This is a genomic window from Haloarchaeobius amylolyticus (assembly GCF_042678045.1).
In the GTDB taxonomy this organism is placed as follows: Archaea; Halobacteriota; Halobacteria; order Halobacteriales; family Natrialbaceae; genus Natrinema; species Natrinema amylolyticus_A.
In genome coordinates this window covers 35,053-50,016 of record NZ_JBHUDI010000003.1, presented here as the reverse complement: position 1 = coordinate 50,016, position 14,964 = coordinate 35,053, and the positions used below count along the sequence as shown (strand labels likewise).

General features: G+C 58.7%; 13 protein-coding genes, 1 tRNA gene and 1 pseudogene. 9 read left to right on the top strand and 6 right to left on the bottom strand.

Going from position 1 to position 14,964, the window contains the following annotated elements; genetic code table 11:
• The first annotated feature begins 5 nt into the window (after window positions 1–5).
• From ACFR99_RS04100 to ACFR99_RS04070, 7 genes and pseudogenes are all read left to right on the top strand, one after another.
• A complete protein-coding gene (locus ACFR99_RS04100) occupies window positions 6–920 on the top strand; it encodes a DMT family transporter (RefSeq protein WP_390284645.1) in 915 nt (304 codons plus the stop codon).
• Between the two features lie 57 nt (window positions 921–977).
• Window positions 978–1,961, top strand: coding sequence for a 3-isopropylmalate dehydrogenase (leuB, locus tag ACFR99_RS04095; protein ID WP_390284643.1), 984 nt, complete (start codon window positions 978–980; stop codon window positions 1,959–1,961).
• A gap of 206 nt (window positions 1,962–2,167) precedes the next feature.
• On the top strand, window positions 2,168–2,599 hold the full coding sequence (gene tnpA / locus ACFR99_RS04090; RefSeq protein WP_390284641.1) for an IS200/IS605 family transposase: 432 nt from the start codon (window positions 2,168–2,170) through the stop codon (window positions 2,597–2,599).
• Window positions 2,596–3,870, top strand: a complete 1,275-nt coding sequence (locus ACFR99_RS04085; protein WP_390284639.1) for an RNA-guided endonuclease InsQ/TnpB family protein — start codon at window positions 2,596–2,598, stop codon at window positions 3,868–3,870. The genes tnpA and ACFR99_RS04085 overlap by 4 nt, the downstream gene beginning before the upstream one ends.
• Window positions 3,871–4,022: 152 nt before the next feature.
• Window positions 4,023–4,702: pseudogene (locus tag ACFR99_RS04080) on the top strand (IS6 family transposase).
• A 48-nt stretch (window positions 4,703–4,750) separates the two neighbouring features.
• Window positions 4,751–5,158: a PTS fructose transporter subunit IIB gene (locus ACFR99_RS04075; RefSeq protein WP_390285381.1), complete on the top strand. Its 408-nt coding sequence runs from the start codon at window positions 4,751–4,753 to the stop codon at window positions 5,156–5,158.
• A 107-nt stretch (window positions 5,159–5,265) separates the two neighbouring features.
• The gene (locus ACFR99_RS04070) at window positions 5,266–6,348 is read left to right on the top strand and encodes an alpha/beta hydrolase (protein ID WP_390284637.1); all 1,083 of its coding nucleotides are present in this window, start codon (window positions 5,266–5,268) and stop codon (window positions 6,346–6,348) included.
• A gap of 1 nt (window position 6,349) precedes the next feature.
• Here the strand turns inward: ACFR99_RS04070 and dph5 are convergent, their stop codons facing one another.
• The 3 genes from dph5 to ACFR99_RS04055 form a co-directional block, all read right to left on the bottom strand.
• Entirely contained in the window at window positions 6,350–7,123 is a 774-nt protein-coding gene (gene dph5 / locus ACFR99_RS04065) for a diphthine synthase (RefSeq protein WP_390284635.1), read from the bottom strand.
• Window positions 7,124–7,188: 65 nt separating this feature from the next.
• Complete coding sequence (locus tag ACFR99_RS04060) at window positions 7,189–7,656, bottom strand: Rieske (2Fe-2S) protein (RefSeq protein ID WP_390284633.1); 468 nt, start codon at window positions 7,654–7,656, stop codon at window positions 7,189–7,191.
• 156 nt (window positions 7,657–7,812) lie between these two features.
• Window positions 7,813–8,988, bottom strand: a complete 1,176-nt coding sequence (locus tag ACFR99_RS04055) for a Fic family protein (protein ID WP_390284631.1) — start codon at window positions 8,986–8,988, stop codon at window positions 7,813–7,815.
• A gap of 740 nt (window positions 8,989–9,728) precedes the next feature.
• On the opposite strand from ACFR99_RS04055, the gene ACFR99_RS04050 reads away from it, so the two are divergent.
• Window positions 9,729–10,718, top strand: a complete 990-nt coding sequence (locus tag ACFR99_RS04050) for a class I SAM-dependent methyltransferase (RefSeq protein WP_390284629.1) — start codon at window positions 9,729–9,731, stop codon at window positions 10,716–10,718.
• A gap of 95 nt (window positions 10,719–10,813) precedes the next feature.
• Window positions 10,814–10,887 (top strand) — tRNA-Thr (locus ACFR99_RS04045).
• A gap of 149 nt (window positions 10,888–11,036) precedes the next feature.
• Here ACFR99_RS04045 and ACFR99_RS04040 read toward each other — a convergent pair.
• From ACFR99_RS04040 to ACFR99_RS04030, 3 genes are all read right to left on the bottom strand, one after another.
• Complete coding sequence (locus tag ACFR99_RS04040; RefSeq protein WP_390284627.1) at window positions 11,037–11,810, bottom strand: polysaccharide deacetylase family protein; 774 nt, start codon at window positions 11,808–11,810, stop codon at window positions 11,037–11,039.
• Window positions 11,734–12,984: an RNA-guided endonuclease InsQ/TnpB family protein gene (locus ACFR99_RS04035; RefSeq protein ID WP_390284625.1), complete on the bottom strand. Its 1,251-nt coding sequence runs from the start codon at window positions 12,982–12,984 to the stop codon at window positions 11,734–11,736. Before ACFR99_RS04035 ends, ACFR99_RS04040 begins: the two co-directional genes overlap by 77 nt.
• Window positions 12,985–13,116: 132 nt before the next feature.
• Window positions 13,117–13,518, bottom strand: a complete 402-nt coding sequence (locus tag ACFR99_RS04030) for a hypothetical protein (protein WP_390284623.1) — start codon at window positions 13,516–13,518, stop codon at window positions 13,117–13,119.
• Between the last annotated feature and the right edge of the window lie 1,446 nt (window positions 13,519–14,964).

Sequence of the window (14,964 nt, the reverse complement as noted above, 5' to 3'; positions counted from 1 at the left end):
CGTGTATGTCTCGCTCCCTCGATGTGCCCCTTTTTGTGTTCCTCGCCGTTCTCTGGGGGCTTTCGTTTCCAGCGATTTCGATCGGCCTCGAGCATCTCCCACCGCTGCTGTTTGCAGCCGTTCGATACGACATCGCGGCAATTTTGCTCCTGGCCTACGCTGCCACTCAAGTCGATGGCTGGTTGCCGACTCGTCGGAACGATCTGGCAGCTGTGACCGGCGGCGGTATCTTTCTGATCGGCGGCAACGGCTTGCTCTTTCTGGCCCAGCAGACCGTCCCGAGCGGCGTCGCTGCGATCATTCAGGGACTGGTTCCCATCATCACCGCGTTGTGGGCGGTAGTGCTGCTCGGTGAGCGACTCTCGCCGGTCGGTGCCGTCGGGGCCGCGATCGGCTTTTTCGGCGTCGCGCTCGTCGTCCAGCCCGATCCGAGTAATCTGATGGCGGGCAATACCCTCGGCCGACTGCTCGTCGTCGGACAGGTGTGCAGTATCGCGCTCGGCGGGGTTCTGATTCAGCGTGCCGGCCCGACTATCGAGCGTGGGGCGCTGGTCGGCTGGTCGATGGGCATCGGCAGCGTCGTCTTACACGCCGCCAGTCTCGCCGCTGGAGAGTTTCCGTCACCGTCGCTCGTCGTCCCCACCGCAGTCGGCGCGCTCGTCTATCTCGGCGTCTTCGCGACTGCCATCGCCTTCCTGATCTACTTCCGGATCCTCGAGAAACACGGCGCGTTCGAGGCGGCGCTGGTCGGCTACGCGGTTCCGATCGTCGCGACGGTCGCTGGCGTCGTGTTTCTCGAGGAGTCGATCAGTACGGTGACGGTCGCTGGATTCGGACTGGTCGTCGTCGGATTCGCGTTGCTCAAACGACGTGCGATCGCCAACGCAGTTGGAATCGGCACTGGCATCGGGAGTCCCTAAGCGACGACCAGTCCGGCAATCGATACCCTCTTTTCGGCCCCGCGACGATGGTTGGGCATGACTCACGAAATCGCCGTCATTCCGGGCGACGGAATCGGACAGGAAGTAACACCCGCTGCAATCGAAGTCCTCGAGTCGCTCGACATCGGCTTCGAGTTCGTCGAAGCAGACGCCGGCGACGCGGTCAAAGAAGAGACCGGCGAGGCGCTCCCACAGGAGACCTACGACCTCGCGGCGTCGGCCGACGCGACGCTGTTCGGCGCAGCCGGCGAGACGGCCGCGGACGTCATCCTGCCGCTCCGAGAGGCAGTCGACTCGTTCGTCAACGTTCGGCCTGCGAAGGCGTATCCGGGGATCGACGCCGTTCGCCCCGAAACTGACCTGGTCTTCCTCCGGGAGAATACCGAGGGCGTCTATTCGGGCCACGAGGATCGACTGACCGACGACGTCTCGACGCTTACCCGCGTCGTCACGGAGTCGGCCTCCGAACGGCTCGCCGAGTTCGCCTGTGACTACGTCGCCGACAGCGACGAGCACGACAGCTTCACGATCGTCCACAAGGCCAACGTCATGCGCGAGACGGACGGGCTCTTCCGCGACACCGTCAAGTCGGTCGCTGACGAGCAGGGCGTCGACACTGACGAAGTGCTGATGGACGCCTTCGCGACGCGGGTCTGTCTCGACCCCGAACAGTTCGATGTCGTCGTCTGTCCGAACCTCGCGGGCGACGTCCTCTCGGACCTCGCTGCTGGACTCGTCGGCGGCCTCGGCCTGCTTCCCTCGGCCAACATCGGCCCCGAGCGTGCCCTGTTCGAGCCAGTCCATGGGACCGCACCCGACATCGCCGGCGAGAACGTCGCGAACCCGGCTGCGAAGATCATCTCCGCCGCGATGATGCTCGAGTACCTCGGCTACCACGAGGAAAGTGAGGCCGTCAACGAGGCCGTCGAAGCCACGCTCGCCGAGGGGCCGCGCACGCCCGATCTGGGCGGGGACGCGTCGACCGAGGACGTGACCGCCGCGGTCATCGACCGACTGTAGCGGCGACGCAGACGGATCCGATCGTTCCAATCGGCGAATCGATCATATTCGATCAGATACAAACACATTCTTACGGAAAATTCGAGGCGAAAGCCTCGCCCTTCAGGACTGGGATGAAGCCGACCAATAGTATTCAACCGCCGACGATGGCAGAGACGGGGTTCCAACGCAATCGTTAAGGCGTTCTACCGTGATAGTATGCATAGATGGTAAAGAGTACCCGTCACGCGAAATACGAACTCTACTACCACATAGTGTTCGTGCCGAAGTCTGGCGGAATCGAAGATTCCGCTGACCTCGCGGAACAGGGTTCCGCTCAGTATCGGCGTTCATACCTGACGGGGAAGACGAAGGAACGTCTCGAAACCATCTTCGCGGAAATCTGTGAAGACAAAGACCTCGAACTGGCCGAGTCCGAGGTCATGCCCGACCACGTACACCTGTTCATCGGGAGTCCACCCAAGAACGCCCCGTCACTCATCGTCAACTGGGTCAAGGGCATCTCGGCGCGGAAGTATAACCAGCGGTACGACGACCGCGTGAAGTGGACTCGTTCCTACTACATTGGTACGGCGGGAAGTGCCTCGAAGGAGGCCATCGAACAATACATCGCTGAACAGGAGGGTGAGGACGCATGAAGCGCGTCAACACCTTCAAGGTGGTTCCACAGACCGAGAATGACAAAGAGTGCCTTCTACGACTACTCGACGCCTCCGCTTCGCTGTGGAACGAGCTGACCTACGAACGTCGTCAGAACTATTTTGGAGACGGCGACGTGTGGGACACTTCCGACTACCGTGGACAGTACAACGGTGTCGTCGGTAGTGCGACCGTCCAACAGGTCACACGCAAGAACAGCGAAGCGTGGCGGTCGTTTTTCGCCCTCAAGGAGAAAGGCGAGGACGCCAACCCACCGTCGTACTGGGGCAATGAGGAGGATGGACGCGAACTCCGCACCTACATCCGCAACAACCAGTACACGATTCAGTGGGGCAAGCGTAGCCGTCTCGAAATTCCTGTTGGGCAAGAACTGAAAGACGAATACGGACTCGGCTACCACGAACGACTCCGCCTCGAAGTCCGAGGCAACCCGAAATGGGACGGCGAACAAGGTCGTCTGGAACTTGAGTACGACGAAGTGAGCGACACGTTCAGGGCTTTCCAACCAGTCACCGTCGATGATTCTCGACTGGATTCACCACTGGCTTCTCACGAAGCCGCCCTCGACGTTGGCGCAAACAATCTCGTTGCCTGTTCCACGACTACTGGTTCCCAGTACCTCTACGACGGACGGGAGTTGTTCGGACGGTTCCGTGAGACGACCGACGAAATCGCCCGCCTACAGTCCAAGCTCCGAGAGGGATGCTACAGTTCCAAACGGATTCGACGGCTGTACCGACAGCGGACGAAGCGCCGTGACCACGCACAGAACGCGCTGGTGCGCGACCTCGTTGAACGGCTGTACGACGAGGGAGTGGCGACGGTGTACATGGGCGACTTGACCGACGTGCTGGAAACGCACTGGTCGGTCAGGGTGAACGAGAAGACGCACAACTTCTGGGCGTTCAAGAATTTCATCCACCGTCTCGCGTGTGTCTGTGAGGAGTACGGTATCTCCCTCGAAGCCGAGTCGGAAGCGTGGACGAGTCAGACGTGTCCTGAATGTGGCGACCACGAGGAAACGGTTCGCCACGAGGATACGCTGACGTGTCCATGCGGATTCGAGGGCCACGCCGACCTCACGGCGTCAGAGACGTTCCTTCGAAAAAACAGCGATGCGGAAGTCAGGCCGATGGCACGGCCCGTGCGATTCGAGTGGGACGGCCACGATTGGTCGGGGAAACCACACCCTCACGAAAGTCCCAAAGGAGTGCGCACAAACCCGCAAGTTGCCTCCGTGGGCCGGTAGCCGAACCCCCAACGGAGGAATCCTCGCGCTTTAGCGCGTGGAGGATGTCAAGAGCACGTCAACACTATCACAGACCAATGAAATTTGTCGCAGTAAGGCACTGTCTAGTTGAGGGTGTTTGAGAAGCGAGCAGGTCGTAGCGAGAAGTGACCATGCAACTCGCAGACCTGCTCAGAGAGACCTTAGACGAGGATTGTGATGAGGTTTGGGAGAACGAGCGTACCCCGACACCCGTCAGGGTGTTCGGGGTGCGTCTGCATTCGATGGGATTGTCAGTTCGGGAGGTCGTCGCAGTGCTCGACTTACTCGGTATTGACCGTTCTCACGGCCAATTTGGAACTGGACACACACGCTTTCGGAAGCACAGAGCGACCCGCCGACGGCAAAGCCGTCGCGGGTCGCGGTCGATGAGAAACAGATTGAGGTCGACGGCGAAAAGAAATGGCTGTACGCTGCGATCGACACGGAATCGAAGCTCTTGCTCGAAATCGACGTGTTCAACTGCCGCGGGACTGATCCCGCGGCGACGTTCTTGCATCGACTTACTGAGAAACACGAAACCGACGAGACAGAGTTTCTTGTCGATGCTGGCGGCTATCTGACTGCCCTCGCTCGTCACGACCTGAGCGGTCAGCTCAACTACAGTGAGCGAAACCACGTCGAAAAATGGTTTCAGACGGTCTCAATGCGGATTGACCGCTTTCACTCGTTCTGGCGGGGCAGTCCAGCCAGCGCTCGCCGCTGGCTGAGACGGTTTAGACACCACTACAACCACGATCGACCGAATCAAGCGCTTAATGGCCGAACACCAGCCCAGGAGGTGCTGAACTAGACAGTGCCCGCAGTAACGTCCTGTCCGACGGGTATCGCACACAGCCAGATGGCGGCCGAAAACTTAGAGCAGACCGCGACCGATCTCGGCCACGAGATCGACGTCGAGGTTCAGGGCGCCATGGGCCAGGAGAACGAACTCTCGAGCGACGCGGTCGCCGAGGCGGACGCGGTGATCATCGCCGCGGACACGTCGGTAAACCGGGATCGATTCGAGGGCAAACCCCTCGTCAAGGCGCCGGTGAAAGACGCCGTCAACGACGTCGAGGACCTCATCGAGCGAGCGATCGCGGAAGCTAACGGTGGGAGTTCGGCCTCGATCGACGAATCGGCCCAGCCGAGGGCATCGGCCGACGCGACCGGCTCCGACGCCGAGTCGGCCGAGTCCAGGGCCCCGCGTCGCGGCGGCGATCCCTCGAAGGGACTGTTCGCCAGACTCAAGCGACTCCTCTCCTGAGCGGGACCGGTCCGTCGGTCAATCGCCGTCGTTCGTTTCGGCGATCCGCCGCTGGAGCGGCTTTTGCAACACCGACACCTATCACACTTGCCGTGATATCACGGCTCATGACTCGAGACGACACCCTCGCCGGCATCGACTCGCGTCTCGTCGATACCGACCGCCTCGAGACCCACTACCTCGAGTCGGGCGCCCCGAACGGGGCCGACGACTCCGAGGGAACCGTCGTTTTCGTCCACGGCAACGTCTCCTCGTCGCGCTTCTTCGAGGACGTGATGACGGACCTACCGGCCGGATATCACGCGATCGCGCCCGATCTTCGGGGGTACGGCGATTCGGAGACGAAGCCGGTCGACGCGACGAACGGGCTCGGCGACTTCGGGGCGGATCTTCGCGCGCTATTCTCGGAACTCGACCTCGTCGACCCCGTGACGCTGGTCGGCTGGTCGAACGGCGGCGGCGTCGCGATGCGATACGCGATCGATAACCCCGATGCGGTCGCGAACCTCGTTCTGATCAATCCACTCTCGCCGTACGGCTTCGGCGGGACGAGAGACAAGGAAGGGACGCCGTGTTTCGGCGACTACGCCGGCTCCGGCGGCGGGCTGGGCAACGAGGGGTTCGTCGCGGGACTCGCAGAACGGGACCGCGGCGAGGAGGGGCAGTCCTCGCCGCGAAAGGTCCTGCGAACGTTCTACGTCGATCCGAGCTACGTGTTCGATGAGGAACGCGAGGAGTCGTACTTGAAGGGGATGCTCGATACCGTCACCGGCGACGAGAACTACCCCGGCGACGCGACCGAAAGCCAAAACTGGCCCGGCGTCGCGCCCGGCGAGAACGGTGTAAACAACGCCATCTCGCCGAAGTACTGCTCGCTTGAGGAGATCGCCGACATCGAGCCCGACGAGAAGCCGCCCGTCCTGTGGATCCGCGGCGACTCGGACCAGATCGTCTCCAACGAGTCCGTCTTCGACATCGGGACGCTCGGCCGGATGGGACAGATTCCCGACTGGCCAGGCGAGGACGTCTTCCCGCCCCAGCCGATGGTCGATCAGACCCGGGCCGTCCTCGAGCGTTACGCTGACCGGGGTGGCACGTTCGAGGAAGTCGTCTTCAGCAACGTCGGGCATACACCTCACGTCGAGGTTCCGAACGACTTCCTAGAACAGGTCACTGGAGTCCTCGAGTAGCTCAGACGATGTCGAGCGTCTCTCGATCGGCACCAGCCAGTTCGACCAGTGCGTCGGCCTCGAGCAGGTGACACTCACCGGGAACGACGAGCAGATGCAGCGGGTCGCCGAACTCCCGCTGTGCGAGTTCGGCCATCGTCCCGGCCTCGACGAGCGGGTCGGGACTCCCCGCGCGAGCGACGACGACGCCGACGAGATCAGGATATTTCTCGGCGAGCAGTTCCGCGCCGACGTCGGCAGTCATGTACTCCTCGCGTTCGGCCTTGATATCAAGGTAGACGACAGTGTGTAATCCGTCCGCCCGGTTCTCGTCGATCGTCTCGGTCACGCTCGCGGGGAGGCCGTCGGCCCCGTGTGCGTAGGGAAAGGGAAGGGTCGTCGCCTTACCGAACCGGTAGTTCTGAAGTCCGGTCAGCGAACTGGTCGCCGTCTGGGCCGTAACGCCGTGGATGACCCGCGTCTCGATGCCGCGCTCGTGGGCTCGCAGCCGAAGGTCAACGTGGGTCGTCGAGATCATCGTATCGCCCGCCGTCAGGAAGGCGACGTCCTCGTCTTCAGCCGCCTCGAGCATGTCTTCGGGGTGTTGTTCGACGCCGGCGCGATCCCGAACCTCGATCTCGAGGTCGTGGTAGGACTCGAGGTCGTCGATCGTCGTTCCGATCAGCTGGCTGGTGTAGAACTCGGCGTAGACGCGGTCGGCCGCCTGCAAGGCGTCCCGACCCTCGACGGTGATCGAGCGCTCGTCGTAGAGACCGAGACCGATGAAGGTGAGCATAGCCGCTCGTAGTCGTAGCGGCCGGAATACGCTTTCGAGACGAACGTCCGTCGGTCCGCGGGCGATCAGAACCCGATGTGGGACGTCGACGTGGGACTGCCGTCGTCGTCATCGTCCCCGTCGTCAATTCCACCTTCGTGGACGAACCTCACCTCATCATCGATCAGGTAGACGACTCCGTCGTCGACGCTGATATCGATCGATGGAAGCGTCGTATCGGCTGCCTCGCCGTTGTCACAGTAGCCCGAACAGGAATCGAACATCGAGCCGTGTCTCGGGCAGATAATTTGTCCATTACGCATCGCGACCCCGCGGCCCGTATCGAATCGCTGGGCTTCGTGAGTGCAGCGATTGATCCACGCTTTGACGCTGTCGGCCGCAGGTCGACTGCCTGTCGAGCCGTGCTCGACACCGTCCCCGCAGGGGACGAGAATCACCTCCTCCGGTTCACCGCTCTGATCACGGACCGTGAACCGCCACGATCGCTTCTCGTGGACCGTTTCCACGGTCGTCAACCGTGTTCGCGTGTTCATCTCGAGACGATCGTACACACGTCGGCCGGAAAATGCTCTCGGCGGCCAGTGGGGGAGTTGAGATTACAGTTGGTTTAGCGGGGCTGTAATGCCTAGTTGTCCCCCATTACATATTTTCTATGGTCCAGCGATCGTTCTCTGTTCTTGCTTCGGGTATCAATATGTTCGTGGTGGCCGCTCAAGAATCTCAAAAATCTCCCGTGCTCGATATTCACGGTTCCGTTCCTTCCCAGTCGTTTCCTCGAGCACTCCTTCATCCTCTAGCTGATCGATCGCTCGGTAGGCTGTTGGACCCGTTACGTTGAGTAGTTCCTTGGCAACGTTAGCAGTTAGATATGGCCGCTCAAAGAGTTTACACGCTAGTTCTGCATAGGCAGCAGAGGTGTCACCGTACGTAACTTCATATTCCTGTTGCAAGGAGTACAGCTCTTGCGATCGGAGTAAAGATTCTTCTGCCTGGTGACGGATACCCCTCACGAAGAACTCAGCCCATGCTTCCCACTCCCCGTACTTCCGGACGGAGTTCATACGATCAACATATGTCTCTTTGTAGCGATTGAAGTACTCGCTCAGGTAGAGCGTTGGTTGCTCAAGATAGTCTTGTTCATACAACTGTAATGTGATCAGGAGGCGTCCGAGTCGACCATTACCGTCCCCGTACGGGTGAATCGTTTCAAATTGATAATGCGTAAGCGCAATATCGATAAGGGGATGGTAGCTTCCACCGGTTCGGATGTACGTCATCAGCGCATCCATCAGTCCGTCGACGGCGCTTGGAACGGGAGGGACGAATTCACCCAAGTGATTCGGGACGGTCTTGAACTCACCGATAGTGTCCGTTTCTCGACGGTCTTCAGGCACGTTGGTCAGGAGTATCTTATGGAGCGTGTGCAGAAGGTCAATCGAGATTCCATCACCGTGATCGAGTGTGTTGATTCCGCTTTTCAGGGCACGCTCATAGTTGAGAACTTCTTGGACGTCTTTAGTTTCGTCTATAGCTGTTGCTTGCTCATCAGTCGTATTGGATCGGTCCAACGACCGGGTCTCGAAACTATAGAGCGCATTGTAATCGATATCTGCACCTTCAATTTCTGAGGACTCCATTGCTTCTTTCCGAAGCAACGATGTGTACAACACAGGTGCGAATTCAGTGGTCAGACTAAATCCGCTGAGTTTTCCGAGCCAAAACGTCGCCTCCGATAGCATCTCATAGAACTCTTTCTCGAACTGTAACTCGTTATCTGGTGGGAGGGGATCTGGTTTATAATATGGACGCCGATCATATGGGACGAGACGTCCAGGGGCGTTATCAGGTAACTCTTGGAGAGCCATTTGTGACTACAACAGAATTGAACCCAGCATTAGTTAAATATAGCCCCAAAAAATGTAACTAACCTACACGAGAGAAGGCACTGTGTTTATACGCTGAACAGGCGCAATACCACGGCGTTCACGCCGTGGATACGCGCCGTCACTCAGTGATACGTTCCACCGACAATAGCATAGTCCGAATTTCCAATCCTAACGTTCAACTCACAGGAACCTCTACACAATGGCAAGGTCAGGTCGGAACGGAGCGGATTCCGAACGGCCTTCGGAGGCGGCCTGTCCGCCCTCGTAACGAGGTAGTATCCGAAACGCCGACGCGGTGAACGCAAATCCTCGAAGGGTTCGTCTTGTGCCCGTCGGCCTGAGCAAGCACGACGATAACTCCAAATCTGTCAACGTGTCAGCGACTCCCTGCTGGCAAAAACAACAGTTGGGAGTCAACGACGCTGAGGATAGGAGTAACGGCGGTTTGGCACCGCCAGTCAGCCACCGACCACGACGGCTGGGTTAGATGCAAACTCCCGTGAAGTGGCGGCGTCCATGTTGCAAACCTGAAACTCCCACCGCTCGGAATTCCTCCGCGTGAACGCGGAGGAGGATGTCAATGACCTCCTCCCACCGTGAACAACGCAGCCTCAACTTTTGGCCAGTGTATTTTCTATAGCGTAACTTAATTTATCACACCACGGTGGCTCGCTTCGCCGAAACGTCAGCGTTACACCGGTTCGCCGGCCAGTGCGAGTATGGAAGTTCCGTGCGTCCGCGTCGCGCGCGAAGCCGGCGAAGCGACGCGTGCGACGCTCGCCGACGCGGATCTGATCAACGACGACTACGAGATCGCCGTCGAGGACGGCTGGCTCTACATTCCAGTGACCGATCCCGACGCCGTCCGAGCGGTACTCGAGGACGGCGAGATCGTCACCCGAACGGTCGACGAACGCGACACGCAGACGACGCCCGCCGATCTCCTCTCGTTCGAGCCGTCCTACGAGCGACTCGGCGAGGCTGCACTCATCGACGAGGACGATCCGGAGCGGGCACGTGAGATCGCGGACGCCATCCTCGACTCTGATCTTCCCGTCGGGACGGTGCTGAACAAGGCCTCGAAGGTCAAAGGTGAGACGCGCATCCGCGACTGGGAACTGCTGGCAGGCGAAGACACTGAGGTCGTCCACCGCGAGTACGGCTGTGAGTTTCTCCTGGACCTCGCCGAAGTGTACTTCTCGCCGCGGCTCGCGACCGAGCGCCACCGGGTCGCCGAGCAAGTCGACGCAGGCGAACACGCCTTCGACATGTTCGCCGGCGTCGGCCCCTTCGTCGTCCCGTTCGCGAAACGCGGCGCGGAGTGTGTCGGCGTCGACATCAACGCTGACGCGATCGAGTACCTACGCGAGAACGCCCGCCGCAACGGCGTCGCCGATCGCGTGACTGCCATCAACGACGACGTCCGCGAGGTCGCCACCGACTATGCGGGCTGGGCCGACCGCATCGTGATGAACCTTCCCCACAGCGCCGACGAGTTCCTCGAGTCGGCCGTGACGCTCGCCGGCGACGATTGCGTCCTCCACTACTACGACATCCAGCACGAAGACGACCCGTTCGGGCCGGGCGAACGCGCGATTCGTGCGGCTGCCGAACCCGAGTACGACGTAACCGTCGAGACGCGCCACACCGTCCGGTCGTACGCCCCCCACGAGTTGAACGTCTGTCTGGACGTGCGCCTCGAGCGGTAACGCGATCGGGGTCCGTAACTCTCTGTCACAACTGGATCGATTCGCAACCCTTATGGCCGGTATCGCCCCTACGAATAAACGCACACGAACGGTGTGCCGGTGTAGCTCAGACTGGCAGAGCGAATCCTTCGTAAGGATTAGGTCGAGGGTTCAAATCCCTCCACCGGCTCTTTCTGCGACGAACTGACTCGGAAGGCGAGAGCGACGTATTTCGGTCGTTTGGTCCCGTTGCCGATGTGCTTTCCAGCGACATCGACGCTGTCAGCCGTTCTGCGACGGACAGACCACGCGAGGCGTCGCATCGTCGCCAAAATCGCATTAAATGTATGGGGCGGGCAGCGTCGATTTGACCAACCGCGAGTCGAACTCCGAGACGGAGAGCACGTCGAGGTTGCCCTTGCGTTCCCGTTTGGCGACCTCGTCGACGATCGTCTCGAAGGAGTCGACGTGGTAGCCGGCGTTCTCAAAGTCCCACATCGAGTGAAACAGCAACGTGACGACACCAGTGTGGCGGACTGCCAGATCGAGCAGCCGTTCGGCAGCTGCCGGCTCGAGATCCCCACGACGGGGGGCCAGCAGGCGATTCGAGACGTGCCCAGCAGCCGGCCATCCGGCGGCGAATCCGAGCTGGTGGTACTCGGCGGCGAGCTCGAGCGTCGTAGCGTCGTAATTGCTGTACGGATAGGCGAAGTACTCGGCCCCGTCCGCGAACCCATGGGCTGTGAGCCACTCCTTTGCATCGCGAATGCGCGCTTCCTGGGCGTCGCGCTCGAGTTCGTCGAGAGAGTCGTGTCGGTACGCGTGGCTGCAGATCGTCCAGCCGCGGTCGTGGAGTTCGCTGAGCTGCTCGAGATTCAGGACGCTGGAGTCGCCGATACTCGCCGGATTGACGAACGACGATGCGGGGTGACATCCTCCGCGCCGTAAACGGAGAGGGATCGGAGATCCCTCAAGCAGTCGGGCAAAGCCCGACGACGGCGCGGCTTCCCGTACCGCAGGTGGGATATTTGCTGGTCTACGACACGACCTGCTCTCTCGTCTGAAACGTCCCGCTCTCGCGGTCGAACAGGTGTACCGATGGCTGTGCCACACAGCCGTTACTCCTATCCTCACCGTGAGGACTCGGAGTTATCTTCTGGCGCATATTCTCCGCCCCATTACAATCCGCGTTGGCTACCAATTCGCACGACGAACAAACGTACAGGCCACGTTCGACCCGGTTTGACTTCGTGTCGTCGCCACAGTGCGAGCAGGTCTTCGACGTGTCCCACTCGTTCTCCTTCAGCACCTCGACGCCACGTATCTCGCCTTTGTAGTTGAGGTACTGGTGAATGCGGTCGAATGCCCACGAGTGCAACTTCTTGTTCCCGGTCTTGCCCCAATCAGACTCACGCACATCTTCAGGCCAACTCACCGCGAGCCTGCCAACACCCCGTTCGATACATTCAGTGATGAGGGCATCCGTGAGAACGTGGTAGAACTGTGTCTCACGGTCAGCGAGCTTTCTCCGTGCCCACATCGACTTCTCTGATGGGCCGTTCTCACCTTCAGTATCGTATTCAGCTCGGGTGAAGTAGTGCTTGTCCTGCTTGAGCGAGTTGCCGGGGTACAGGACGTACTCGTTCGGGAAGGCGACCGTGGCAATGTTCGTGATGCCGAGATCGATGCCTGCTACGCCGTCACCTGCTGAATCCGCGGTTTCGAGTTCGACTTTGCAGACGAAGTGCAGCTCCCATTCGTCGCCGTTCCAGACCGCACGAACGTTCTGTACCTTGTTGACTTCTGAGAGGTCAACGTCTGGCCGGGTCTGGTACTCACAGAGGATGAAGTCCGACCAGTTCTCTTTCAGGTTCGACCCTTTCGAGAGTCGGACGCGGTTATTCTCGGGGTCGTGTTTAAAGCCGTCTGCTTTGAACGTGACCGTACTACGTGGTCGTTCATCGCCGTGTTTGCGGTAGCCTGGCGGATTCGCCGTGCCGTCTTTCTGTCGTAGATCGAACCACGACTGGAAAGCGTCAGAAAGTTCTTCGATGACTTTCTGACTGGATTGTGCGTTTAGGTCTTTCCAGCACGCTTGGTTCTTCATGTACGCTTTGAGCGTCCCTTCATCGGGAATCTCGTCGATTTCATCCCAGATGCGGTCGGCTGTCCAGCGTGCGACGTTCCAGATCTTCGAGGCGGCGTCTCCGAGCAAATCCAGCTCATCGCAGACCTGTCGCTGGTTCTGAATGGAACCAACAGAGGTGCGAGTGACCTGGATCGCCATACATAGCCTATATAAATAATCCAACTTAGAGGTGTGGATTCACGTTGCATCTCCAGCTTGCCATCGACTGTGGATTGTGTAGTCGAGTGACGCGATTCACGCCGGGCGTAAACGCCGGGATTCTCTCGCTGTTCAAAGATAGACGGTCGTGGTCGCGCGGAGTGCCATCGACAGATCCTGGCCGGTCAGGTCGACCGGTTCGTCGAACGTCCTGCTGATTACCCCGCGGTCGTCGGATGGCCCAATGTAGATTCGCGCGGCCTGCGAGCCGGTGTAGTACGTCGATTCGTCCGCGATCAGCGTTCCACCGTAGCTGGTCCACAGCGAGAGGTCCTCGAAATCGTCGAGCGTAGTGGCCCGATCAGGTCGGTCGGGCTGGGTGTCGTCGGGAGCATCATCGATCGGTTCGTCGGTCGCCGGTTCGTAGACGGTCGAGTCGTTGCGTGTCCTGTTCGTCGCTGTCTCGCTTCCGGTACACCCTGCGAGACAACTCCCGATCCCCACTCCTGCCAGCAGCATTTCTCGACGGCGCATACCGTCGTAGTTCTCTACCGCTGTATTCGTTAATCACGACGAATATTATCGGATAGAGAGTTTAATAATCCGTCATATTAGCTGCCCGCACAGGGCTGGTATCCGACGGCCCAGCCAGACTCGAGTGAGACCAGCAGTTCGTGGTCGATATAGCGCGAAACAGGAATGAGACGAGTTGCTGTAGTATACCCCGTGTCAGCGGTTGTAGCGGCCGAATCGCTGTGGATTGTCGAGTATCACACCGGCTCTGGAGTGGCTATTCGACTCCAGCGTACTAGATTATCGAATCCAGATACTGTTATGAATCTCGAGAGTTTAGTATCAAGCGCAATCGAAAAGAGTCCACGATTGAGTCTACAGCTGCGATTTTCAGTCAGTAGCTGATGAATCCGACTTGCAATGTATTTATCAGGACTATGATCTCGATCGTGAACACTACTATTATCAATACAATATTGATTCAAAACAAATAAATTGAAATCAGATAAGGCTGCATTTGGAGACTAAGATCGCCTAATAGTCGTTCATATAACGCTACGACTACGAATTCGATCATGTGCCGTGTTTCTTGTCGAGGAAACAAATAAATTCAGACCGAACTTCGCCCACGTGGAGGTCCGGTCCGATACAAGAAACGGGAAACTCAAACATTGTTGAAATATATGAGATGTGGTGAAAGATCCTAACTGTTTGTTTCCGAGTCATTTCAGCCATAAGGACGGCAGAACTGTGCTGCAAGCCTCCGATGGCAGAGTGTTACGCTTCTTGATACCACTCTCTGAATCCACGAACCCTATCATAAATTATATAGTGCGATATCAAAACGGAGCGGTTGGTGATCACTAGTTTCACGAGAGAACTGCACAGAGAGGACTCATTGGGCATAATTACACATGTTTATACCGGCAACAATCAACCGCGTGCGGATTCAGTTATCGGTCAGCATTGAAATTGCGGAAGAACGTCGAAAATCAGCTGATGTGGAGAGTGTTGCCACTCACGGATAAGCAGACTCAGAAAACAAATCTTCAGTCGGGAGGATCGAACCCGACGTAGTCTTTCGCAATCGTCAGGAACAGGGCCGCAGTCACAGCGGCTTGTAACGGAATTCCGCCTCTGCCAGCAACACCAACTTCACCAGCAAATCGACGAGCCGCCAGACGTTTTAATCGTACACTCGTACAGGAAATTAAAGAGTGGATGAACAGAAAACTTCAGTCGGTGACCAATACCGAATTACCGAACGGGGGCAGTACGTTGTTCGAAAGATAGAGCAGTTAGTGATGGAGCATGCGTATCGGACGATGCTGGACATGCATGCACAAGTCGAGAACGGGGAGGGGAGCTGATCAAGTGAGTAGGGGTGGACGATGTCAGAGAAACCATAGCCAGATGTAGTGATCCGGACCCGTATGTCGATGCATTCGATGAAGATGTGACGAACAG